Consider the following 23313-nt stretch of genomic DNA (forward strand, 5'->3'; position numbering starts at 1 on the left):
CCTATAGTGGTCATTGTATTACTCCGGTGGGCTCTCCCTAACCCCCTCGGGGGCCCCCCAAACCCCGGGGGCGCCGCCACCGAACGGTGCCGCCGCCGTCTCAGTTCCCGAGGAGGCGGCGCTTGGCCGCCTCGAACTCCTCCTGCGTCAGGTGGCCCTGGGAGCGGAGCGCGGTGAGGCGCTCCAGTTCCGAGACGATCGAGCCCCCGGAGCCGACGGCCGCCGCCCCGGACTCGGGCTTCTCCGGGGCCGGGTAGCTGCGGGTCCACGGCAGGCCGATGCGGGCGCGCTCGGGGCGGGTCTCGCGGAAGACCGCGTACACCGGGGTGTCGACCCACTGCTCGCGGGCGCGGACCTTGACCCGGTGGTAGCGGCCGTTGTCGGTGAACACGAGCGTCGCGGTGCCGAAGCCGAGCGCGGCGGCGTCATTGGCGCTGACGCGGCCGTAGTCCCCTTCGGCGGCACCGAAGTCGGCGAGCGTGGCGGGGACGCGCTTCGCACCGGTGAGCACGGCGCCGTAGCCGGTGGTCTTCAGCTCCGAGAACAGGCCCAGGAGGGCAACCAGCGCGCCCAGGGCCGCGACCGCGGCGACGATCCGCTGCTCGACGCCGATCGCGGCGGGGGTGGTGGTGCCCTCGGCCACGGCCTCGCTCCAGCCGCGCAGCGCGGCGAGCGGACCGGTCATGACGGCGAGGCCGAACCCGAAGGCCCTCGCCAGCGCGGTCAGCGCGACGAGGAGGCCGATGTTGAGGAAGATCCCCACGATCGGGAGCACGGCGCGGGCGTCGTTCGTGGAGCACTCCCCGCCCCAGCAGGACCAGGCGATGAGGTGGCCCACGCGGGTCCCCTCCTCGATGAACCACCAGGCGGCGACTGCGAGTACTGCGGACACGGGGAGCAGGGTCGCGACCCGGCGGGCGGCGCGGGACCGGGCGTCCGGCGGAGGGGAAGTGGGCACGGGACCAGTATGGAGCCTCCGGGCCCCTCGCGCCCACCGCGTCCCGCGAAGCATTTGACCTAGAGCGCGCTCTAGGTTCTACGCTCCTCTCATGAGCACACCGCAGCAGAGCATCAACTCCGGATTCGGCGCCGACACCACCGCGGCCGAAGTCCTCGACGGCATCGACCTCGCCGGCAAGCACGTCCTCGTGACCGGCGGGTACTCCGGGATCGGCCTGGAGACCACGAAGGCCCTCGCCGCCGCGGGCGCCGAGGTCCTCGTCCCCGCGCGGCGCCCCAAGGCCGCCGCCGAGGCGCTCGACGGGATCAAGGGCGTCGCGACCGACGAACTCGACCTCGCCGACCTCGCGAGCGTGGCCGCGTTCGCGGACCGGCGCCTCGCCGCCGGGCGGCACTTCGACGCGGTCATCGACAGCGCCGGGGTCATGGCCTGCCCCGAGACCCGCGTGGGCCCCGGCTGGGAGCTCCAGTTCGCGACCAACCACCTCGGGCACTTCGCGCTGGTGAACCGGCTCGCGCCGCTCCTCGATGAGGGCGCGCGCGTCGTCTCCGTGTCGTCCGGCGCGCACTGGAGGTCGGCGATCCGCTGGGACGACCCGCACTTCGCGAACGGCTACGACCGCTGGGAGGCGTACGGGCAGTCGAAGACCGCCAACGTCCTGTTCGCCGTCCACCTCGACAGGCTGGGGAAGGACCGGGGCGTCAGGGCGTTCGCGCTGCACCCCGGCGGCATCCTCACCCCGCTCCAGCGGCACATCCCGCACGAGGAGCAGGTGGAGCTGGGCTGGATCCACGAGGACGGCAGCCCGGTCGCGAGCACCCGGTTCAAGGACACCGAGCAGGGCGCCGCGACCCAGACGTGGGCGGCGTTCTCACCGCAGCTCGACGGCAAGGGCGGCGTGTACCTCCAGGACTGCGACGTCGCGGAGGTCGGCGAGGGCGGCGTGGCCGAGCACGCGGTCGACCCCGAGCAGGCCGAGCGGCTGTGGTCGCTGTCCGCGGAGCTGACGGGCGTCGACGGCTTCGGGCGCTGACCCCGGCCGGGCGCGGTAGGTTTCCATGCGGAGAGAAGGGAGTCCGCATGGAGATCGGCGAACTGCTGGCCGACGCGTTCGGCCGCGTCCAGGGCGAGGTCGCGGGGGTCCTCGACGGATTGTCGCAGGAGGACCTGGAGGCCATGCCGGGCCCGGGGGCGAACTCGATCGCGTGGCTGGTGTGGCACATCGCGCGCGTCCAGGACGACCACGTGTCCGAAGTGGCGGACCGGGAGCAGGCGTGGACGGCGGGCGGCTGGGAGGGGCGGTTCGGCCTCGGCCTGCCGCCCGGCGACACCGGGTACGGGCACACGCCCGAGCAGGTCGCGCAGGTCCGCGGCGTGTCCGGGACGGACCTGCTCGACTACTACGAGGCGGTCCACGCGAACACGCTGGCGTACGTGGCCGGGCTGACCGCGGCCGACCTCGACCGGGTCGTGGACACCCGCTGGACGCCGCACGTGACGCTCGGCGTGCGGCTGGTCAGCGTCATCGACGACAACCAGCAGCACGGCGGGCAGGCCGCCTACGTGCGCGGCCTCATCGAGAACCGCTGAGCCGCAAGGAATCTCAGGCGCGGGCGCCGCGGGAACGGGTGAGCAGGACCCACAGTCCGACCGCCAGCACCCCGGCGGCGCCCGCCGCCGCGGCCCACAGCCACCAGTGCGCGCCGCCCTCGGCGGGCGCGACGAGCGCGGCCTGGTCACTGGCGCAGTCGAGCATGTGGACCTCGTCGGCCGTGGCGACGCAGACCGTGGTCGTGAACCCGGTCCCGTCGCCCGCGGCGCCGAGGTCCGGCTGCTCCACGACGACCAGGCGCCCCTCCTGGAGCTGCTCCCCCGTCCCGGCCTCCACGGTGTCGCCGAGTTCGACGGTCTCGCCGGGGCCGATGGAGATCCGCCACGCGGCCCCGCCGTCGGTCTCGGTCGCGGGTTCGGCCGCCGCGAGCGTGAACCCGGCCGGGAGCAGGTGCGAGACGCGCAGGTCCTCGTAGGACTCCTCGCCGGTGTTGGCGACGGTGATCGCGTACTCGACGGTCTCGCCTTCGCGCACGACGTCGGCTTCGGCGGTGCGCTCCACGGTCACGGCGATCCCGCTCGCGTGGGCGGCGGCCCCGGTGAGGACCGCCGCGGCCAGGCCGGTGCCGATGGCGGCCGTCAGGTTCCAGTGCTGCATGGGGCTCCTCCTGAGTGCAGTGTTCCGGGTCCGTTGTAGCCGAGCGGGCCGTGCGACGGACCGCGCGACACGGCGCGGGGCCGGGTGCATTCCCGGCCCCGTCCGTCTCAGGCGTTGCGGCGGCGCCCGGCGGCGGCCGCGAGGGCGAGCCCCGCGAGGACCGCGCCCGCGCCGGTCAGCAGCAGGCTGAGCGTGTCGCCGCCGGTGACCGGGACGGTTCCCGTGCCGGAGCCGGAACCGGAGCCGCCCGGCTTGAGCGATCCGGCCTGCCACGACACGGTGTCGTTCCTGTCATCGGGGTCGGACCCGTCGGCGTTGACCGCCACCGAGCCGCCCTCGAAGACGGTTTCGGCGGGCGCGTCGGCGTCGACGCGGACGCGGATCTCGCCGGTCAGCTCCCTGGCCGGGGCCGCCTCGGCGACCGGGAGCGCCTCGGTGCGGAGGCTCTCGGTGAGCGCCCCGGCTGGGGCGGCCTCGGTGCCGCGCACGGCGATCCCGCCGGTGTGCACGCAGGTGACCGTGCGGCCGTCGGCGGCGGCGGTGCAGCCGCGCGGCTGGCCGGTCGCGAGCGCCGTGACGTGCTCGGGCATGGTGACGACCGCGCGGATCTCCCCGTCTGCGGTGGACGGGCCGTAGTTGACGATGCGGTAGGACATCGCGGACTCGGCCCCGGGCAGGACCGCGGGCGCGTCCTCGGCGGTCAGGTGCCGGTCGTACTCGGGGGCGCCCACGCCGCCCGGGACGCCCGTGACGGACGCGGTGTTGTTGCTCAGGTCCGGGTCGTCCACGGCGGTCGAGCTGAGGACGACGGTGTTGGTGAGCGCGCCGTCGCCGCGGTAGGACGGGTCGAGGGTGACGGTCATGAGGAACGCGGTCGCGTCGCCGGGCCGGAGCCGGGCGGCGAGGGCGCATTCAACGTCGCGGCCGCTCGCGGTGCAGTCCACGGCGTCGCCGGTGGCGGCGTGGCGGGCCGAGGTGAACGCGAGGCCGCCCGGCAGGCGGTCGGCGAACCGCAGTTCGCCGTCCACGGTGGAGCCGCTGAGGTTGGTCGCGGTGATCCGGTAGTCGAAGTCCGTGCCGGGCGTGACCGGTCCGGCGTCGGCGTCGGCGAAGTCCTTCGCGACGGCGAGGTCGGCGACCACCTGGACGCCCGGGGCGACGGCGGTGGCGCGGCGCGCGGGCCGCGTCGGCGGGTCGGTGTCGGCGCGGACCGCGGCGGTGTTCTCGATCGCCGTCCCGGCGCGGGTGTCCGGGTCGACCATGACGGTGAGTTCGACCGCGACGGCGCGCCCGGATTCGATGGAGCCGAGGTCGCACGAGACGTCCTGGCCGGAAGCGGTGCACAGGTCGGGCGAGGCCGAGACGAACGACGTGGCGTCGTGGAGCCGGTCGGCGACGGTGACGCCGGTGGCGGTCGACGGGCCGTTGTTGGTGACGGTGACCGTCCACGTCGCCTCGTGCCCGGCGGTCATCTCGCGCGGTGCGGTCTTGGCGATGAGGACGTCGGCGACGGGGCCGCCGACGCGGCCGGTGAGGTCGGCCACGGCGGTGTTGTTCGTGAGGTCCGGATCGTCGGTGTCGGCGGATACGGTCGCGGTGTTGGCGATGTCGGCGCCGTCGCCGGTGTAGGACGGGTCGAGCTGGACGGTGACGCGGAAGGTCCGCGCCTCGGCCGGGTCGAGCGGCTCGGGGGTCGCGCACTCGACCGTCCCGCCGTAGGCGCCCGGCTCGCCGGTGCAGCCGTCCTGAGAGGAGGTGAACGCGAGCTCCGCGGGGAGCGTGTCGGTCACCGCGATCCCGGTGGCCGTGGACGGGCCGTTGTTGGTGACGGTGAGGACCATCGGCACGGTCTGGCCGGGCGCGACGGTGCCGGTGCCGTCGAATGCCTTGGCGAGGGCCAGGTCCGCGCTGGGCGTGCCGGGCGTCGCCGCGTCGGCGGTCGCGGTGTTGTTGGACTCGTCCGGGTCCGCGGTCGCGGCCTTGACGCGGGCGGTGTTGACGAGGTCGGAGCCGTCGCCGGTGTAGGCCGGGTCGAGGCGCACGGTGAACGTGTACTCGACCGAGGCGCCGACGGCGATCGCACCGGCGTCGCAGGCGGCGTCGCGGCCGTCGATGGCGCACTCGGGATCGGTGCCGTCCCAGGTGAGCGCGGGCGGCAGCGTGTCGGTGACGACGGCTTGCGTGGCGGCCGAGGGTCCGGCGTTGGCGACGGTCACGGTGTACGTGAACCGGTCGCCGGGCGTCACGGGCCCGGTGGCGTTGAGCCGCTTGGTGATCGACAGGTCGGCGCTCGGTGCGGCGGCGCGGCCGCCGGGCAGGCCCGCGGTGGCGGTGTTGTTCGACTCGTCGGGGTCGTCGGTGTCTGAGGCGACCGCGGCGGTGTTGGTGATCGCGGTGCCGTCGCCGGTGTACGCCTCGTCGAGCTCCACGGTGACGGTGAACGAGGCGTCGGCCCCGGCGGCGAGGACCGTCCCGATCGGACAGGTCACGGTCCGGTCGGCGGCGGTGCAGCCGTCGCCGGAGACGAAGGACAGTTCGGCCGGGAGCGTGTCGGTGACGACCGGGTCCTGCGCGTCCGAGGGCCCGCGGTTCTCCACGGCGAGCGTGTACTCGAAGGTCTCGCCGGGCACGACGTGCTCGGTGCTGTTCGCGGTCTTGGTGATCGCGAGGTCGGCCGCGGTGCCGGTGAGCGGGCCGTCGCCGCCGGAGCGGGTCCGGTCCGAGGTGTTGCCGGTGTCGGTGGCGACCTCCGCGTAGTTCGCGATGCGCGTGCCCGCGGGCGTGTCGGCGGCGATGAGGACGGTGACCGTGAAGGTCCGGGTCGCCCCGGCCGGGACGGTCCCGAGCGTGCAGGTGACCAGGTTGTCGTCGTCGGCGCAGTCGGCGCCGTCGGCGGACACGAAGGACAGGCTCGGGTCGAGCTGGTCGGTGACGCGGACGTTGACCGCGGCGGACGGGCCGCCGTTGGCGACGGTGATCGTGTAGACGGCCTCGGCTCCGGCGGTCATCGCCGCGGGTTGGGCCTTCACGATGGACACGTTCGCCTCGGCCCGGACGGTGACGTCGGCGGTCGCGGTCGTGTCCGCGGACGTGTTGCGGCTCGCGGTGGTCACGGCGGCGGTGTTGGTGAGGACCGTGCCGTCCGGGACGGCGGCGTCCACGTCGACCGAGACCGTGAACTCGCGGGTCTCGTCCACGTCCAGCGTGTCGAGGTCGCAGGCGATGGTGTGGCCGGTGGCGGTGCAGGACGCGCCGTCGGCGCCCGCGTAGGCGAGGCCGTCGGGGAGCGTGTCGGTCACGGTGACGCCCGTGGCCGTCGACGGCCCGGTGTTCGCGACGGTGATCGTGAACTCGCCGGTGCCGCCCGCGGTGACGGGGCTGACGGCGGTCTTCGTGATCGACACGGCCGCACGGGGTTCGCCCGTGTTCCCGCCCGGGACCGGGGCGGTGCCGGTGTTGTTGGACCGGTCCGGGTCGGGCGTGGCGGCCGTCGCGGTCGCGGTGTTCACCAGGTCGGAGCCGTCGCCGGTGTAGGACGGGTCGATGCGGACGGTGACGCGGTAGACGGTCTGCGCGCCGACCGCGAGCGACGCGATCGCGGTGCAGGTCAGGTCGCGGCCCGAGGCGGTGCAGTCGTCGCTGGAGACGAAGGCGGTGCCGACGGGCAGCGTGTCGGTGACGGCGGTGTCGACCGCGGTGGACGGTCCGGCGTTGGCGATCGTGAGCGTGTACTCGAAGGACTCGCCGGGCGCGAGCGGCCCGTCCCCGACGGCGGCCTTGCGCAGCGACACGTCGGCGCTCGCCGGTCCTGCGGCGAGGGCCCCGGAGGTCGCGGTGTTGTTCGAGTCGTCCGGGTCGGCGGTGTCGGAGGCGACGACCGCGGTGTTCGTGATCTCCGAGCCGTCCCCGGTGTACCCGGCGGCGAGGCGCACGGTCAGCTCGATCGTCGTGGAGCCCACGGCGAACGGGTCGACCGGGCCGCACGTGAGGTCCTGCCCGGAGGCGGTGCACACGTCGGGCGAGGCCGAGACGAACGCGAGCGAGTCGTCCAGCGTGTCGGTGACGGCGGCGTTGCGGGCGGTCGAGGGACCGGCGTTGGCGATCGTCAGCGTGTAGTCGAAGGCGGTGCCGGGCGTGACCGGGCCGGTCGCGTCGAGGCGCTTGGCGATCGACAGGTCCGCGGAGGCCGCGCCCACGACCGGGTACACGGTGTCCGACGTGTTGTTCGACTCGTCGGGGTCGTCGGTCCCGGAGGACGCGGTGGCGGCGTTGCCGAGGTCGGAGCCGTCGCCGGTGTAGGACGCGTCGAGCTGCACACGGAAGCGGTACTCGGCGGTACTCCCAGCGGTGAGGACCGCGACCGGACCGCAGGTGACGGCCTGCCCGGAGGCGGTGCACTCGTCGTCGACCGCGCCCGCGAACGCCAGTCCGGCCGGCAGGTCGTCGGTGACGACGACGTCCGCGGCGTCGGAGGGGCCGTCGTTGGCGACGGTGATCCGGTAGGAGATGTAGCCGCCGGGCGTGGCGGTCGCGGGTGACACGATCGTCTTCGCGACGCGCAGGTCGGCGGACGGGCCGGTGACCGCGACGCCGCCGGTGGCGGTCGCGGTGTCGTTGTCCGACACCGGGTCCGGCGTGTCCGAGGCGACGACGGCGGTGTTGGTCAGCTCGGAGCCGTCCCTGGTGTACCCGGAGTCGAGCTTCACGCCGACGCGGATGGTCGCCTGCCCCTCGTCGGGCAGCGTCTGGGCGTCCAGCGCGGCCGCCGGGCAGGTGAGCGTGCGCCCGTCCACCGAGCAGCCCTGCGGGTACGCGGTCCAGGTGAGGCCCTCGCCGAGGGTCTCGGTGACGCTCGGGTTGAGGGCGGTCGACGGGCCGAGGTTGGTGATCGTCACGTCGTACTCGAAGGTCCCGCCGGGCGCGATCGACGGCGAGCCGACCACGGTCTTCTCGATCGACAGGTCGGCCTCCGAGTCGGAGAGGCCGGGGACGCCCGCGAGGCTGGTCCGGTTGTTCGCGGTGTTCGGGTCGGCGGTGTCGGCCGTGACGGACGCGTTGTTGACGATGTCGGAGCCGTCCCCGGTGTAGGCCGGGTCAAGGCGCACGGTGATCGCGTAGGCGACGGTGTTCGACCCGGAGGCCGCGCGCACGGTGGCGGCCGGGCCGCAGGTCACGGTGGCGCCGTACTCCCCGGCGGTGCCGGTGCAGTCGTCGGCGGACACGAACGCGATGGCGCTGGGCAGCGAGTCGGCGACCGAGGCGTTCACGGCGTCGCTCGGGCCGTGGTTGGTGACGGTGAGCGTGTACGTGAAGGTCTGGCCGGGCGCGACCGCGGTGTCCGAGGAGCTGGACTTCGCGATCGACAGGTCCGCGGACGGCGCGGTCACGCCGCCGGGCGCGAGCGCGACCGAGTCGGAGTTGTTCGACTCGTCGGGGTCGGCGGTCTCGGGGTCCGCGGTCGCGGCGTTGACCAGATCGGTGCCGTCCCCGGTGTACCCGGCGTCCACTGTGGCGGTCACGTGGAACCCGGTCGCGCGGCCGGGGAGGAGGGTCGCGACGGTCGGGCAGGTGACGGTCCGCCCGGAGGCGGTGCAGCCGCTGGAGGAGGACGCGAAGGCCATGCCGTCCGGGAGCGTGTCGGTGACGGCGATGCCGGTGGCGGTGGAGGGCCCGCGGTTGCTGACGATGATCTCGTAGGTGACGTTCTGGCCGGGCGCGACCGGGCCGGTGGTCTCGCGCTCCTTGCTGAGCACGACGTCCGCGCTGGGCGCGGCGACGGTGCCGCCGGGCAGTGCGGCGGTGTCGGTGTTGTTGGCGTCGTCGGGGTCGGCGGTGTCGGCCGCGACCGTGGCGGTGTTGGTGGCCGCGGCGTCGGTGCCGGTGCCCGTGTAGGACGGATCGAGCCGGACGGTGACGTGGGAGTCGGTCCCGGCTCCGGCCGCGATGGTGCCGAGGTCGCAGGCGACGGTGCCGCCGTACTCCCCCGCGGTGCCGGTGCAGCCGGTGTCGGAGGAGGCGAACGCGAGCGCGGACGGGAGCGTGTCGGTGATGCGCGCGCCGGTCGCGGCCGACGGGCCGAGGTTGGCGGTGTGCAGGGTGTAGGTGAAGGTCTCGCCGGGCGCGACCGGCGTGTCGTCGCTGGTGCGCTTGGTGATCGCGAGGTCGGCGGCGGGGTCGCCGACGCCGGGCGTGACGGTCCCGGACCGGTTGTTCGACTCGTCGGGGTCGGGCGTGTCGGCGCCGATGGTCGCGGAGTTCGGAAGGTCGGCGCCGGTGCCGGTGTAGGCCGCGTCGAGCCGGACGGTGATGGTGAGGGTGCGGGTTCCGGGCGGGAAGCTCGCGATGGCGCAGGTGACGGTCTGGCCGGAGGCGGTGCAGCCGTCGGCGGAGACGAACGCGAGCTGGTCGGCGAGGACGTCGGTGACGGCGGCGTTGACGGCGGTGGACGGGCCGTTGTTGGTGATGGTGAGCGTGTAGTCGAAGGTCTCGCCGGGCCGCACGGTGTCGGCCGGTCCTTCCTTGGTGATGGCGAGGTCGGCGCTGGCGGCGGCGACGGTGGCGGTCCAGTCCGCGGTGTCGTTGGCGGCGTTGTGGTCGTCGGCGTTGGCGACGCGGCCGGTGCCGGTGATCGTGCCCGCGGCGGCGCCGGGGTCCACGGTGTACTGGAGTGCGAAGTCGGTGGCGGAGTTCACCGCGGTGCCCGCGGCGACGGTGCAGGTGACGCGGCGGTTCCCGGATTCGAGGACGCAGCCGTCGGGGAGCGTCCCGGAGAAGACGGCCTGGTCGGGCGCGGTGAGGGTGACGGTGGCGGCCGAGACGGAGACGGACGGGCCGTGGTTGGCGACGGTGAAGGTGACGGTGCCGTTCTCGCCGGGGACGACGGTCTGCGGGCCGGAGGCGGTGATGCCGAAGTCGGAGTCGGCGGCGCCGGTGTTCACGACGAGGTCGGCGGTGTTGTTGGTCGTGTCGCTGTCGAGCTTGTAGCTGACCTCGGCCTTGCCGGTGTACTGCGTGCCGGTGGCGGCGTCGGCGGGCACGGTGGCGGTGAAGGTAATGCCGGTGGAGGCGCCGTTGCGGAGGGTCGCGGCCGGGATGGTGCAGGTCGCGGTCCCGTTCCCGTTGTCGGTGCAGCGCGAGTCCAGGTCGGTGATCGTGACGCCGGTCGGGAACGTGACGGTGGCGGTGGTGTTCTCGGCGGCGTCGGCGGGTCCGGCGTTGCGGACGGTGGCGGTGACGGTGCCGGAGGCGCCGGGCGCGATGGTGACCGGGTCGGAGGCGACGGTGATGTCGGTGAGGGCGCGTACGGTGGTCGCGGCCGAGGCGGACGCGGTGCCGCCGTTGGTGAGGCCCGAGGGCATGGCGATCGTCGCGGTGTTGGTGACGGTGGTCCCGGAGGCCGAGCGGGCGACGGTGCCGGTGATCGTCACGGTGGCGCTCGCCCCGGCCGGAAGGTCCAGGGTGGTCGAGACGTCGTTGCCGCTGCCGGAGGCGGTGCCGCAGGAGCCGGCGGTGGCGGTGCAGGTCCAGGAGGTGACGGTGACGCCGCCGGGGACGGTGTCGGTGAGGGTCGCGCCGGTGAGGCGGGACCTGCCGTTGTTGGTGACGGTGACGGTGTACTCGACGGGGTCGCCGGGGTCGGCGGTGGCGCGCCCGGTCTTGGCGACGTCGATGGTGACGTTCGAGTTGACGCGGAGCGTGTTCGTCGCGGTGTCGTTGGCGGCGTTGCCGTCGCGCGAGTAGCCGCCGACGGCGGAGGTGGCGGTGACGTCGCCGATCGCGCCGCCTGCGGTGAGGTCGTTCGCGATCGTGCCGGTGACGGTGAACGCGGCGGTGCCGTTGTTCGCGAGGCTGTTCACCGGGCCGGCGCAGGTGAGTGTGGACGCGGTGCAGGTCCAGCCGCTCGCGGGTCCGGTGAGGCCGGTGACGGTGAAGCCGCTCGGCGCGGTGAAGGTGACGCTGGGCGTGCCCGCGGTGTCGGGGCCGCGGTTGGTGAGCGTGAACGGCACCTGGACCGAGGCGCCGGGGTCGACGGCGGTGGTCGCCGTCTGGTTCCCGTTGCCGGTGTTGGTCATCGCCAGGTCGGAGTCGTAGTAGGCGACGGTGACGGTGGCGCAGCCGCGGTTGTTGCCGGGGACGTTGTCGTTGGTAGGGGTGATGCTGTTGGTGCCGCACACGTTGTAGACGGTGCCGGGGACGGCGTTCGCGGGGATGGTGACGGGCACGTAGAGGAGCCCGTCGTTCCCGCTGGCCCACCCGCCCGCGCCGGCGGCGCAGTTCGCGGCGGTGGCACTGGTGGTGGTGCAGTTGCCGTAGCCGCCGCTGGAGCCGTAGTAGCGGGTGACCGAGCCGATGGTGAGGCCGGTGTCGGCGGTGATCGCGATGCGGTTGAAGTAGCCGGTCTGCGGGCCGCGGTTGAGGGTGTGCAGCTGCGCGGTGACGGTGGCGCCGGGTCGGCCGGTGGGGTTGGTCGAGCCGGTGACCTCCATGTCGGAGTAGCCGATCGAGAACATCTGGCTGGTGTTGGTGGTGGAGCACTGGTACCGGCTGACGGGGTTGCCGACGGCGAACCGGCCGTTGGTGTTGTCGATGCAGATCGCGCCGCGCGCGTTGTAGAACGAGCCCTGGGGCGCGCCGGTGGTGCCGTTCGCCTGGAGCTGGTACGGCCAGGTGGCGTTGGCGGCGCCCGAGGCGCACCCGGTGGTGAGATTGAGCTGGACGTTGTTGTTGCTGCCGTTGCTGTTGTTGTCGAGGCACAGCGACGTGTTGGCGGAGAACAGGATCCGGTCGTCGGTGGTGATGGTCCACCGCTGGAGCGAGGGGTTGGAGCCGCAGGTCTGGAGGGTGAGCAGCGCGCCGGAGCTCGCGGAGGCGGCCGTGACGCACAGGGTCGGGTGCCCGGTGGGGTTGAGGTAGACGCTGTTGATCTGGGTGGCGAACGTGCCCGCCTGGGCCGGGACGGGCGCCGCGAGCATTCCGGCGGTCGCGAGGACCGCCGAGAGCACGAGGACGAGGGCACGGCGCATGCGCACGGACAGGCTCACTCGGATCACCCTGTTCAACAGTGTTGATTACAGAAAGTGATGCCAAGCTAGCACTGTGTGCCCGGTTTATTCCTTATTGGAAACGATTATCTCGAACAGGAGTTTCACTCAACCGAGATCCGGTCACGCTGAGTCGCGGACGACCAGTTCGGTCGGGAGGACCACCGGCTCGACCTCGTGCTCGTCGAGCAGTTCGATGAGGAGGCGCACGGTCTCCTCGGCGACGCGGGCGAGCGGGTGGCGGACCGTCGTCAGGGCCGGACGGGTCGCGGAGGCGATCACCGAGTCGTCGAAGCCGCCGACCGCGACGTCCTCGGGGACGCGGCGGCCCGCCTCGTGCAGCGCCTGGAGCGCCCCGGCGGCCATGAGGTCCGAGGCCACGAACACGGCGTCGATGTCGGGGACCGCGTCGAGCAGGCGGCGCATCGCCGCTTCACCGGCGGCCTGCGTGTAGTCGCCGTGGACCACGAGCTGCTTGGCGGCCTTGCGGCCCAGCACCCCCGTGAAGCCTTCGAGGCGCAGCGCCCCGCCGGGCGTGTCGAGCGGGCCGGTGATCATGCCGATCTTGCGGCGGCCCAAGGACACCAGGTACTCGGTCATCGCACGCGCGCCGCCGCGGTCGTCGGCGGCCGCGTACGGGATCACCGACTCGCGGCCCAGGACCGCGCCGCACGCCACGGCCGGGATGCCGGAGCGCTCGATCTCGTCGAGCAGCGGGTCCCCCGCGTGCGTCGACACCAGCAGCGCCCCGTCGGCGTGCCCGCCGCGCAGGTACCGGGCCACGCGGTCGCGGCCCCGGTCGTCCCCGGCGATCATGAGCACCAGCGACATGTCGCGCTCGGCGAGCTGATTCGTGGCGACCCGCATGAGGACCGAGAAGTTCGGGTCCTCGAACAGGCGCTCCTGCGGCTCGGACAGGACCATGACGATCGAGCCGGTCCGGCTGGTCACCAGGCTGCGCGCCGCGCGGTTGACGACGTACCCGGTCTCGGCGACCGCGCGGCGCACCGCGGTCTCCGCCGAGAGCGAGACGTTCGACTTGCCGTTGAGGACCCGCGAGACCGTCCCCCGCGAGACGCCCGCTGCCGCGGCGACGTCGTGGATCGTCGGTCGTTTCCGTGCTGCCAAGTTGCTCAGCTCTCCCTTGTGTCTCGGTCATTATGTCCCCGCCCGGCGACCGGGCGGGGGCGGAGGAGCGGGGAGGCCGCCCAAGGGGGGTGACGGCCTCCCCGCTCCCGCTAAGCGGTGCGGTACAGCTTCACGTCGTCGATGTTCAGCCAGTTGCCCGCGTTCGCGTTGTCCCAGAAGCCGACCTGGATCTGGCCGTTGGTCACCTGGATGCCCTCGATGGACACGTACGTCCACGCGGAGGCGCTGGTCGGGATCGCCGCCTGCTTCTCGGTGCCGCCGTAGTTCTTGGCGTACATGTACACCGAGTTCTGGCCGCCGCCCGACAGCACCCAGCCCGAGAGCGTGTACGTGCCGTTCGTCAGCCCGGTCTTGTTCTGGTACAGCGACACGGTGTACGCGCTGGCCCAGTAGTGGTTCAGCGTCCAGTCGCCGTGGGCGGGCCAGGCGTCGGAGGTGAACGTCGCGTTCGCGTAGCTGGAGTTCGCCGAGACCACGGTCCACCCCGACGGGGTGTTCGTGTACGTCCCGTTCGCCTCGAACGACCCGTTCGTCAGCAGGTTGACCCGCTGGGTCGCGGGGTCCTCGCCGAACACGTCGAGCGTGTCCAGGGCCTCGCCGTCCCAGTCGAAGAGGGTCTGGTTGTCCCACGGGTTCGAGAGGACGCCGGTGTCGTTGTTGTCGGCCTTCCCCTCCTCGGTGCCCCAGTTCGCGCCCTCGACGGGGAGCCAGGTCGGCTCCCACCAGATGATGCCGCGGCCCCGGTTGTCGGGGACGTCGGCGACGACCTCGCGCAGGTCGCGCAGGAAGTCGATCTGGCCCTGGACGGAGGCGGCGTACCCGCCGGTGGCCTCTTCGGCCGTGTAGAACGAGTTCCCGAGGCCGTCGCCGTCGCCGAGGGTCCAGCCGTAGGCGGTCTCGACGATGAGGACGTCCTTGGAGTACCGCTCCGAGATGTCGTTCAGGTTGAGCTTCAGCTCGCCCATGGTGCCGTGCCAGAACGGGTAGTAGGAGAGCGCGATGATGTCGAAGTCGACGCCCTCGGCGGTGATCCCGTCGAACCACCACTGGTACAGCGAGTTGTCGCCGCCCATGTCGAGGTGCAGCGCGATCTCGATGCCGCTCGCGGCGTCGTTCACGCCGTCGATCCCGGCCGACAGGAGCTCGGCGAGCTGCGTGAAGTCGGTGACGGTGCCGCCGATGCGCCCGTCCTCCCACAGGACGCCCGAGGAGGTCTCGTTGCCCATCTGCACGATGTCCGGGGTGGCCCCGGCCGCCTCCATCGTATTGATGACCGACTCCGTGTAGTCGTGGACGGCGGTCTTGAGCTGGGTGTAGGTGAGGTTCTGCCAGGCTTTGGGCTTGGTCTGGGTGCCCGGGTCGGCCCACCAGTCGGAGAGGTGGAAGTCGAGCAGGACGTCCATGCCGAGGGCCTTGGCGCGCTGCGCCATGGCGACGGTGGAGGCGAGGTCGTTGGTGCCGCCGCCGTACGGGTTCCCGTTCGCGTCGTAGGGGTCGTTCCACAGGCGCAGGCGGACCGTGTCGACGCCGTGGTCGGCCATGATCTCCAGGGCGTCGCCCTCGACACCGCCGTCGTAGAACTGCCCGCCGAGGTCTTCGACCTCGCCGAGCATGCCCACGTCGGCGCCCATGATGAAGTCACTGCGGACGGCCTGCGCCGGTTCCCCGACGGCGATGAACGCCGCCGAGAGGGCGCCGACCGCGAGGCCCGCGAGTGTGCGCTTCAAGCTGTTACGCTTCAAGCTTCGCTCCTTTGCGATTGACAAGGGGGTTCAGGCGCCGCCAAGCGCCCGCAACGACGGCAGTGCATTGCCGTCGAAGTCGAAGAGGGCCTGATTGGCCCAGGAGTTGCCGGCCTCGTCCACGACGTCGTCGCCGTACTCCATCCCGGCTCGCGACGCCCAGGTGGTGCCCGCTACTGGGAGCCACGCCGGCTCCCAGTAGACGATCCCCAGCCCGCCCGGGACGCCCGCCACGACCGCGTACAGGTCCCGCAGGAACGCGGCCTGCCCCGCCGGGGACGCCTCGTAGCCGCCGGTCTCGGCCATCGGGAGCTTGAAGACCTGGAAGTGCCCCTCGGGCTCCTCCCCCGTCCACGCGTACGCGGTCTCCACGACCGCGAGCTCCTTGCCGTAGCGCGAGGCGAGGTCGGACATGTTGTCACCCAGGTCCTTGAGGGTCCCGTGCCAGTACGGGTAGTAGGACAGGCCGATGACGTCGAAGTCGACGCCGCGGGTCGTGATCTCGTCGAACCAGCCGCGGTACAGCTCGTTCGCGCCGCCGAAGTCCAGGTGCAGCACCGTTTTCGCGTCCCCGGCCTCGCGCACGGCGGAGGCGCCCGCTCTCAGCAGGCCCGCGAGGCGGTCCCACGCGGCCGGGTCCTCGCCGGTGAAGCGGCGCTCGCGGTCGTCGAACTTGGGGGTCTTGCCTTCGGGCCAGAGCATCCCGTTGGTGGTCTCGTTGCCGATCTGCACCATGTCGGGCGCGGCCCCGGCCGCGTCGAGCGCCGCGAGGACCTCTGCGGTCCAGTCGTGGACGCGCGCTTCGAGGTCGGCGCCGGTGAGGCCGCGCCAGGCTTTGGGCGTGGACTGCTTCTTCGGGTCGGTCCAGAAGTCCGAGTAGTGCAGGTCGAGGAGGAGGTGCTGGCCCGCGGCCTTGGCGCGGCGGGCCAGCGCGATCGTCGTCTCCAGGTCGTTGGTGCCGCCCATGTACGGCTCGCCGGACTCGTCGCGCGGGTCCACCCACAGGCGCAGGCGGATCCAGTTGACGCCGGAGTCGGCGAGGAGCCCGAACAGGTCCCGTTCGGTCCCGTCGGCGCGGAAGACCGCGCCGCGCTCCTCGATCTCGGCGGTCATGGAGACGTCGGCACCCCGCATGGGCAGCATTCGTTTATCCCTTCTCGGCGCCGGCGGACGCGCCGGTCACCAGGTAGCGCTGGAGGACGATGTAGAGGATGGTGATCGGGACGGCGAGGATGACGGCTCCGGCGGCGAAGGTCGTGAACGCGTTCTGGTAGACGTCCTCGATCATCGCGAACAGGCCGAGCGCGACGGTCTGCTTCTCGGGGCTCTGGAGCAGCAGGCGCGGGAGGATGAAGTCCATCCACGGCACCGTGAACTGCGTGATCGCCACGAAGGTGAGCATGGGGCGCATGAGCGGCAGGACGATCTTGACGAAGATGGTCCAGCGGCTGGCGCCGTCGATCGCGGCGGCCTCGTCGAGGCTCGCGGGCAGGTTGTCGGTGTAGCCCTTCATGAGCCACGTGTTGTACGGGAGGGCGGCGGCGATGCTCACCAGCGCGAGGCCGGTGAGGGAGTCGAGCAGCCCGAAGTTGAGGAACAGCATGTACACCGCGATGGCGGTGAGGAAGGTCGGGAACATCTGGAGGATGAGGATCCCCAGGAGCCCGGCCTTGCGGCCCCGGAAGCGGATGCGGGAGAACACGTAGCCGCACAGCGCGGACAGGACGACCGAGCCGATCATGTTGAGCACGGCGACGTACAGGGAGTTGAGGTACCAGCGGCCGTAGTCGGTCTCGGTGAAGAGGTTGACGTAGTGGTCGAGGGTGGCGTCGGTGGGGATGGGGCTGGCGTTGGCGAGGCCCGTCCCAGGGCTGAAGGAGGCGCCGACGATCCACATGAGCGGGAAGATCACGATGATCGCGACGACCAGCAGCTCCAGGTGGAGGAAGAGGCTCGCGGCCTTCTCGCCGCGGGGCGTGGTGCGGCGCCTGCGGGCGCGTGCGGTTTCGGTGGTCATGTGATCAGAGCTCCCGGATCGCCTTGGAGCGGTTGAGGTTCCACACCGAGATGGTGCCGACGATGACGAAGATGAGCATGCTCATGACCGCGCCGATGTTGTAGAGCCGGTTGTCCAGGGTGAGGTTGAACAGCCAGGTGATGAGCAGGTCGGTGCTCCCGGCGAACCGGTAGTCGGCGTTGTCGGGGCCGCCCTGGGTGAGGAAGTAGATGACGCCGAAGTTGTTGAAGTTGGAGACGAACGCGAGGATGAGCAGCGGTGCGACCGTGCGGTGCACGACCGGGAAGGTGATGTGGCGCAGCTGCTGGAGCGGTCCGGCGCCGTCCATGCGGGCGGCCTCGTAGTAGCTGTCGGGGATGTTGGTGAGCACGCCGCCGACGAGGGCCATGAAGAACGGGAAGCCGAGCCACAGGTTCACGAGGAGCGCGATGACGCGTGCGAGGTTCGGGTGGGACGGGTCGGTGAACCAGTAGACGCGCTCGTCGGTGAGGCCGACGTCGACGAGCCACTGGCTGATGGGCCCGAACTGGCCGTTGAACATCGAGCGGAACACCAGGGCCGAGACGATGCCGGGGACGGCCCACGGCAGCAGGAACACCGAGCGCCACACCCGCGGGAACTTCACCTTCTTGTTGGCGAGGAGCACGGCCTGGAGGAACCCGGCGGCGTAGGTGGTGGCGGTGGCGACGATGGCCCACACGAAGGTCCATCCGAGGACGCCGAGGAACGTGGCGGTCCAGGAGGGGACGGCGAAGATCGTCGCGAAGTTGTCGAAGCCGACCCAGTTGACGAGGTTCTTGGGCGGCAGGTTGTCGCGGTTGTAGTCGGTGAAGGCGACGAGGATGCCGAAGAGCACCGGCAGGACCGACATGAACACGATGAGGACTGCGCCGGGCGACAGGACGATGTACGCGAAGGCGCCCTCCCAGACGCGCTTGAAGTAGGCGAGGGAGGTCTCGCGGTCGTCGCCCTCGTTGAGGCGGCGGCGGTAGGCGTGGGCGTCGCGGACGCTCCAGACCCACACGATCGCCAGGAGCGCGAGGGTGAGCAGCGCGATGAGGCCGTTGGCCATGAGGACGATCGAGTTGTCGCCGTCGGTGAGGCCGGTGACGGTCATCTGGCGCGGCTGGGTGCCGAGCGTGAACAGGCCCCACAGGCCCTTGACGAAGAACCCGCCGTTGCCGCGCGGCGTGAAGTCCATCCCGGCGTAGTAGTTGCCGGTCCCCATCTCCCAGCCGATCAGGGCGGCGAAGAAGGCGAAGAAGAAGGCGGCCTTGCCCGCCTGCCGGTTCAGGAGCTGGCCGGCGCCCCACACCAGGGCCGAGGCGACGCCCGGCACCGGTGCGGGGATCCCTTGAGCAGTGCTCATCTGTGCGCGCGTCCCTAGAGTCCGGCGAGTTCGTCGTACCCGGCGACGGCCGCGGCGGCGGCGTCGGCGGAGGACGTGAGGTCGTCCCAGACGGCGACGGTCATCTCGTTGGCGGTGGACCAGAAGTACTCGGGCAGCTGCGGGAACAGGTCGGCCTGGGTGGACTGGGCGACGATCCCGGCGACGTGCGGGTCCTCGGAGAGCCCGGCGATGTTCGCGAGCAGGTCGGCGTTGAGGGCCGGGATCTGGCCGGTGGTGGCGTAGAGCGCGGCGGCGCCGGCGTCGGAGGCGAGGAAGTTCGCGAAGACGCGCGCGGCGGCCGGGTACTTCGTGTACGCGGACACGGCGATGACGTGCATCCCGGCGAAGGAGGAGGCCGGGTCGCCGGAGGGGGCGGCGGGGATGGTGGTGACGCCGTACTCGAAGCCGTTCTCGGCGGCGCCGGTGTCGAACGCGGAGAACGCCCAGGGGCCGGTGATGATGAGCGGCGTGTTCCCGGCGGCGAACTCGGCCTCGACGGTCTCGGGGGTGGCGTCGGCGGAGGGCACGTTCCAGACCTCGCGCAGCCCCTTGTAGTAGTCGAGGGCCTCCACGAGCGCCGGGTCGTCGAAGCCGGGCTCGTTCACGTCGCCGCCCGGGTACGCCTGCCAGCCCATGGAGGAGAGCACCGAGTAGGAGTAGTAGATCTCGCCGGGGACCCAGCGGATGGTCCAGGTGTTGGCGGCGGAGTCGTTGTAGCCCGCGGCGATCGACTTGACGTCCTCCCACGTGGCGGGCGCCTGGTCGGAGCCGGTGAGCTCGGACAGGAGCGTCTTGTTGTACATGAGCGCGATGGACTCGGTGGTGACGGGCACGGCGTACATCTGGCCGTCCTCGCCGGAGACGGCGCTGGTGAAGGTCTCGGCCAGGCGCTCCTTGAGGACGGTCTCGTACTCGCCGAGGGGCGCGGCGGTGCCCTCCTGGATCGCGCGGGCGATCTGGTCGTAGAAGCTCATGAAGACGTCGCCGCCGTTGCCGGCCTCGCCCGCGAGGGACATCTCGCCGACGGCGTCGTTCTGGGCGACGAGCTCGTACTCGAACTGGATGTCGGGGTAGACGTCCTTGAAGGCCGCCTTGAACGCGTCGATCTGGGCCTTGGCGAGGTCCTCGTTCTCGAACCACAGCTTGAGCGGGACCTTGCCGGAGGCGATGTCCTCCTCGATGACGTACTGCCGGGCGGCGTCGTCCCATTCGAGGCCGCCGTTCTCCTCCGGCTCCTCCTCGGGGGAGCCGCAGGCCGCGAGGGTCCCGGCCGCGGCGACGCCGCCGCCCGCGGCGAGGAGGTGGCGGCGGTTCATCGAGGGTCCCGCGTAAGCACCGTTGCTGCGCATGTCAAGTCCTTGTCTCGGTGAGAGGGAGTCCAGTGCCCGCTGGGCTGAGAGAGTGCGCCACCGGACTGTGAACGTTTACACGAATCTAGCGACTCAGGTCGCAGTTAGCAACATATCTATGTCCGCTTATATCCGTTTCACGTGAAACGTACTTCATGAATCGATCACAATTCCGAAACGAGAGCCGACCGGATCACAGGTTGCACGGCCCCTGCGCGTGGAGTACTGTGCACGTTCACAGGCATTTATGCAAGGAACCTCACAGGAGACCGCAGTGCAGGACATTCGCTTCGGCGGCGACTACAACCCCGAACAGTGGCCGGAGGAGATCTGGCTCGAAGACGTGCGCCTCATGCGCGAGGCGGGCGTCAACCTCGTCAGCCTCGGCGTCTTCAACTGGGGGATCATCGAACCCGCCCCGGGCGAGTACGACTGGAGCGGCCTCGACGCGATCGTGGAGCTGCTGCACGCCAACGGCATCGGCGTCAACATGGGCACCCCCACCTCGTCGCCGCCCGCGTGGCTCCGCAAGGCCCGCCCCGAGATCCGCCTGGTCGACGCCGACGGCCGGACCCTCGCCGGGGGCTCGCGCCACGGCGTGTGCCCCTCCGCCCCGGCGTACACCGAGGCGTGCGCCTCGATCGTGGACAAGATCGCGGAGCGGTACGGCGCCCACCCGGCGGTCGAGCTGTGGCACATCCACAACGAGTACGGCTGGGCCAATGTGGAGTGCTACTGCGAGGCGTCCACCGCGGCGTTCCGGGGCTGGCTGGCCGACAAGTACGGCGACGTGGACCGCCTCAACGACGCGTGGGGCACCGCGTTCTGGGGCCTGGTGTACCGGTCCTTCGACCAGGTCGAGGCCCCCGCGGCCGCGCCGCCCGGCGTCAACCCCGCGCTGCAGCTGGACTGGAAGCGGTTCTCCAACGACGAGCACGTGCGCAACTACCGGATGCAGCGCGAGGTCATCGCGCGCCACTCCGAGGCCCCCGCGACCACGAACTTCATGATCCCCAACTGCGAGGGCATGGACTACCGCCGCTGGGCGGGCACTGTGGACGTCGTCTCGAACAACCACTACCTCATCGCCGAGCGCGCCGACCACCAGATCGAGCTGTCGATGAGCGCCGACCTCACCCGGGCCGTGGCGAACGGCCCGTGGATGGTCATGGAGCACTCCACGTCCGCGGTGAACTGGCAGCCGCGCAACATCGCCAAGACCCCCGGCGAGCTGCGCCGCAACTCCCTCGCGCACGTGGCGCGCGGCGCCGACGGGCTCATGTTCTTCCAGTGGCGGGCCTCCCGGGCCGGGGCCGAGAAGTTCCACTCCGCGATGCTCCCCCACGGCGGCACCGACACCGAGGTGTGGCGCGACGTCGCCGGACTCGGCGGCGACCTCAAGAAGCTGTCCGGTGTGGTCGGCTCCGACGTGGCCGCCGACGTTGCGGTCCTGTGGGACTGGGAGTCCTGGTGGGCCCTCGAACTCGAATGGCGCCCCTCGGTGGACCTGAAGTACCGCGAGCGCGTCGAGGCGTACTACGCGGCCCTGTGGAAGCAGCACGTCACGGTGGACTTCGCGCACCCCGAGGCGGACCTGTCGGGGTACCGCCTCGTCGTCGCGCCGTCGTCCTACGTGCTCACCGACGCCGCCTCGAAGAACCTGCGCGGGTACGTGGAGAACGGGGGCCACCTGGTGGTCTCGTACTTCTCGGGGATCGTGGACGAGCACGACACCGTCCACCCCGGCCCCCACCCGGGCGCGCTGCGGGAGACCCTCGGCCTGTGGATCGAGGAGTTCCACCCGCTCCACGCGGACGAGTCCTTGGAACTCGATTCCGGCTCCGCTGGCCGGATCTGGTCCGAGCACGTGCGCCTCGACGGCGCGGAGGCCGTGGCGCGCTTCGCGACCGGGCCCGACGCGGGCCGCCCGGCGCTGACCCGGCACGACCTCGGGCGCGGCACCGCGTGGTACACCGCGACCGCCCTGGACGAGGGCACGGGCCTGGACGAGCTGCTGGCGACCGCCATGGACGCCGCCGGAGTGGAACGGCCGCAAGGCGTCCCGGACGGCGTCGAGGTGGTCCGCCGCGGCGGCCACCGCTTCCTCATCAACCACACCGGGCAGGACGTCCAGGTGCCGGGGACGGGCGTGGACGCGCTCGACGGCACCGCGTACGACGGCCGCGTCCCGGTCCGCGCCGGAGAGGTCGTGGTCCTCGCCGACGCCTAAGACCCCGGCGGCCCCGCACCCCCGCGGGGCCGCCACGAAGAAATCACCCTCAGGGAGTGTGTCTCAATGAAGAGAAGAACCGCCCTCACGGCCGCAGTGGCCGCCCCGGCACTCGCTGTCCTCGGCAGCGGCACCGCGGCCTCCGCGCAGACCGCGTTCGCCCGCGGCGCCGACATCTCCAGCCTGCCCAAGTCCGAGGCGCTCGGCGGCGCCTACATGTGGCCGGACGGCTGGAAGGAGGACGCCGTCTGGATCCTCCAGAAGAGCGGCGTCAACTGGATCCGGCTGAAGGTGTGGGTCAACCCCGCCGACGGCTACAACAACAAGACGCGCGTCGTCGCACTCGCCAAGCGCGCCAGGGCCGCAGGGCTCAACGTGCTCGTCGACTTCCACTACTCCGACTCCTGGGCCGACCCCGGCCAGCAGACCAAGCCCGCGGCGTGGGCGGGCTACAGCGTCGCGCAGCTGAAGACCGCGGTCTACAACCACACCGCCGACGTGCTCGGCGCGATGGTCTCGGCCGGCGCGGCCCCGCAGATGGTGCAGATCGGCAACGAGCTCAACGGAGGGATGCTGTGGCCCACCGGCCGCTACGGCCAGCTCGACAACCTCGCGCAGTTCCTCATCTCGGGCGCGAACGCGGCCTACGCGGCCGTGCCGGGGATCAAGGTCATGCTGCACCTCGCCGAGGGCGGCAACAACTCGCTGTTCCGGTGGTTCTTCGACGCCATGAAGAGCCGCGGCGTGTGGTGGGACGCCATCGGCGCGTCCTACTACCCGTACTGGCACGGCTCCCTCTCGGGCCTCCAGTCCAACCTCAACGACGTGGCCGCGCGGTACGCGAAGCCGGTGTACGTCGTGGAGACCGCCTACCCGTTCACCGCCTCCGACTCGGACGGGTTCGCGAACATCATCTCCTCCTCGACCCCGGTGTCCGGCTACCCGGCCAGCACCACCGGGCAGTCCAACATGCTCAAGGCGATCGCCAACGTCGTCAAGGCCGTCCCGAACGGCCGCGGCGCGGGCGTGTTCTGGTGGGAGGCCACCTGGACCGCCGTCAAGGGCAACGGCTGGGACCCGACCAACCCGTCGAGCGGCAACGGCTGGGAGAACCAGGCGCTGTTCGACTACGCGTGGAAGGCGACTCCCGCGCTGAAGACCCTCGGGACCCTGTAGACCTCTCCCCCGACCCCCTGGTCGGGGCCGGCCGCAGATCCGGAAGAGC

The 23313-nt window shown here is 71.7% G+C and carries 13 protein-coding genes; 4 read left to right on the plus strand and 9 right to left on the minus strand.

The window, feature by feature from the left end:
* Nucleotides 1–100: 100 nt before the first annotated feature.
* Nucleotides 101–958, minus strand: coding sequence for an SHOCT domain-containing protein (locus AB0A65_RS26485; RefSeq protein WP_359955816.1), 858 nt, complete (start codon nucleotides 956–958; stop codon nucleotides 101–103).
* 91 nt (nucleotides 959–1049) lie between these two features.
* Between AB0A65_RS26485 and AB0A65_RS26490 the strand changes: the two genes are divergently transcribed.
* Complete coding sequence (locus AB0A65_RS26490) at nucleotides 1050–1994, plus strand: SDR family NAD(P)-dependent oxidoreductase (RefSeq protein ID WP_359955819.1); 945 nt, start codon at nucleotides 1050–1052, stop codon at nucleotides 1992–1994.
* A gap of 47 nt (nucleotides 1995–2041) precedes the next feature.
* Nucleotides 2042–2551 (plus strand): DUF664 domain-containing protein, encoded by a 510-nt coding sequence (locus tag AB0A65_RS26495; protein WP_359955821.1) that lies wholly within the window; start codon nucleotides 2042–2044, stop codon nucleotides 2549–2551.
* A 13-nt stretch (nucleotides 2552–2564) separates the two neighbouring features.
* Here AB0A65_RS26495 and AB0A65_RS26500 read toward each other — a convergent pair whose 3' ends face one another.
* The 8 genes from AB0A65_RS26500 to AB0A65_RS26535 all read right to left on the minus strand — a co-directional run bounded on the left by AB0A65_RS26500 (nucleotide 2565) and on the right by AB0A65_RS26535 (nucleotide 19858).
* A complete protein-coding gene (locus AB0A65_RS26500; RefSeq protein WP_359955824.1) occupies nucleotides 2565–3170 on the minus strand; it encodes a hypothetical protein in 606 nt (201 codons plus the stop codon).
* 107 nt (nucleotides 3171–3277) lie between these two features.
* Entirely contained in the window at nucleotides 3278–12220 is an 8943-nt protein-coding gene (locus AB0A65_RS26505) for an isopeptide-forming domain-containing fimbrial protein (RefSeq protein ID WP_359955827.1), read from the minus strand.
* A 114-nt stretch (nucleotides 12221–12334) separates the two neighbouring features.
* The gene (locus AB0A65_RS26510; RefSeq protein WP_359955848.1) at nucleotides 12335–13348 is read right to left on the minus strand and encodes a LacI family DNA-binding transcriptional regulator; all 1014 of its coding nucleotides are present in this window, start codon (nucleotides 13346–13348) and stop codon (nucleotides 12335–12337) included.
* A gap of 101 nt (nucleotides 13349–13449) precedes the next feature.
* A complete protein-coding gene (locus tag AB0A65_RS26515; RefSeq protein WP_359955830.1) occupies nucleotides 13450–15087 on the minus strand; it encodes a glycosyl hydrolase 53 family protein in 1638 nt (545 codons plus the stop codon).
* A 45-nt stretch (nucleotides 15088–15132) separates the two neighbouring features.
* Nucleotides 15133–16245 carry a glycosyl hydrolase 53 family protein gene (locus AB0A65_RS26520; protein WP_359955833.1) on the minus strand — a complete coding sequence of 371 codons (1113 nt, stop codon included), beginning with the start codon at nucleotides 16243–16245 and terminating at the stop codon, nucleotides 15133–15135.
* Nucleotides 16246–16249: 4 nt separating this feature from the next.
* Entirely contained in the window at nucleotides 16250–17119 is an 870-nt protein-coding gene (locus AB0A65_RS26525) for a sugar ABC transporter permease (RefSeq protein WP_359955836.1), read from the minus strand.
* Between the two features lie 4 nt (nucleotides 17120–17123).
* On the minus strand, nucleotides 17124–18488 hold the full coding sequence (locus tag AB0A65_RS26530) for a sugar ABC transporter permease (RefSeq protein ID WP_359955839.1): 1365 nt from the start codon (nucleotides 18486–18488) through the stop codon (nucleotides 17124–17126).
* A 14-nt stretch (nucleotides 18489–18502) separates the two neighbouring features.
* On the minus strand, nucleotides 18503–19858 hold the full coding sequence (locus AB0A65_RS26535; RefSeq protein ID WP_359955840.1) for an extracellular solute-binding protein: 1356 nt from the start codon (nucleotides 19856–19858) through the stop codon (nucleotides 18503–18505).
* A 274-nt stretch (nucleotides 19859–20132) separates the two neighbouring features.
* Here AB0A65_RS26535 and AB0A65_RS26540 point away from each other — a divergent pair, with 274 nt between their 5' ends.
* Together AB0A65_RS26540 and AB0A65_RS26545 are read left to right on the plus strand one after the other, a co-directional pair.
* Entirely contained in the window at nucleotides 20133–22088 is a 1956-nt protein-coding gene (locus AB0A65_RS26540) for a beta-galactosidase (protein WP_359955842.1), read from the plus strand.
* A gap of 66 nt (nucleotides 22089–22154) precedes the next feature.
* Nucleotides 22155–23264 (plus strand): arabinogalactan endo-1,4-beta-galactosidase, encoded by a 1110-nt coding sequence (locus AB0A65_RS26545; RefSeq protein WP_359955845.1) that lies wholly within the window; start codon nucleotides 22155–22157, stop codon nucleotides 23262–23264.
* Nucleotides 23265–23313: the final 49 nt, after the last annotated feature.

Origin of the sequence: Glycomyces sp. NPDC047010 (assembly GCF_040644205.1) — a bacterium.
Lineage (GTDB): Bacteria > Actinomycetota > Actinomycetes > Mycobacteriales > Micromonosporaceae > Glycomyces.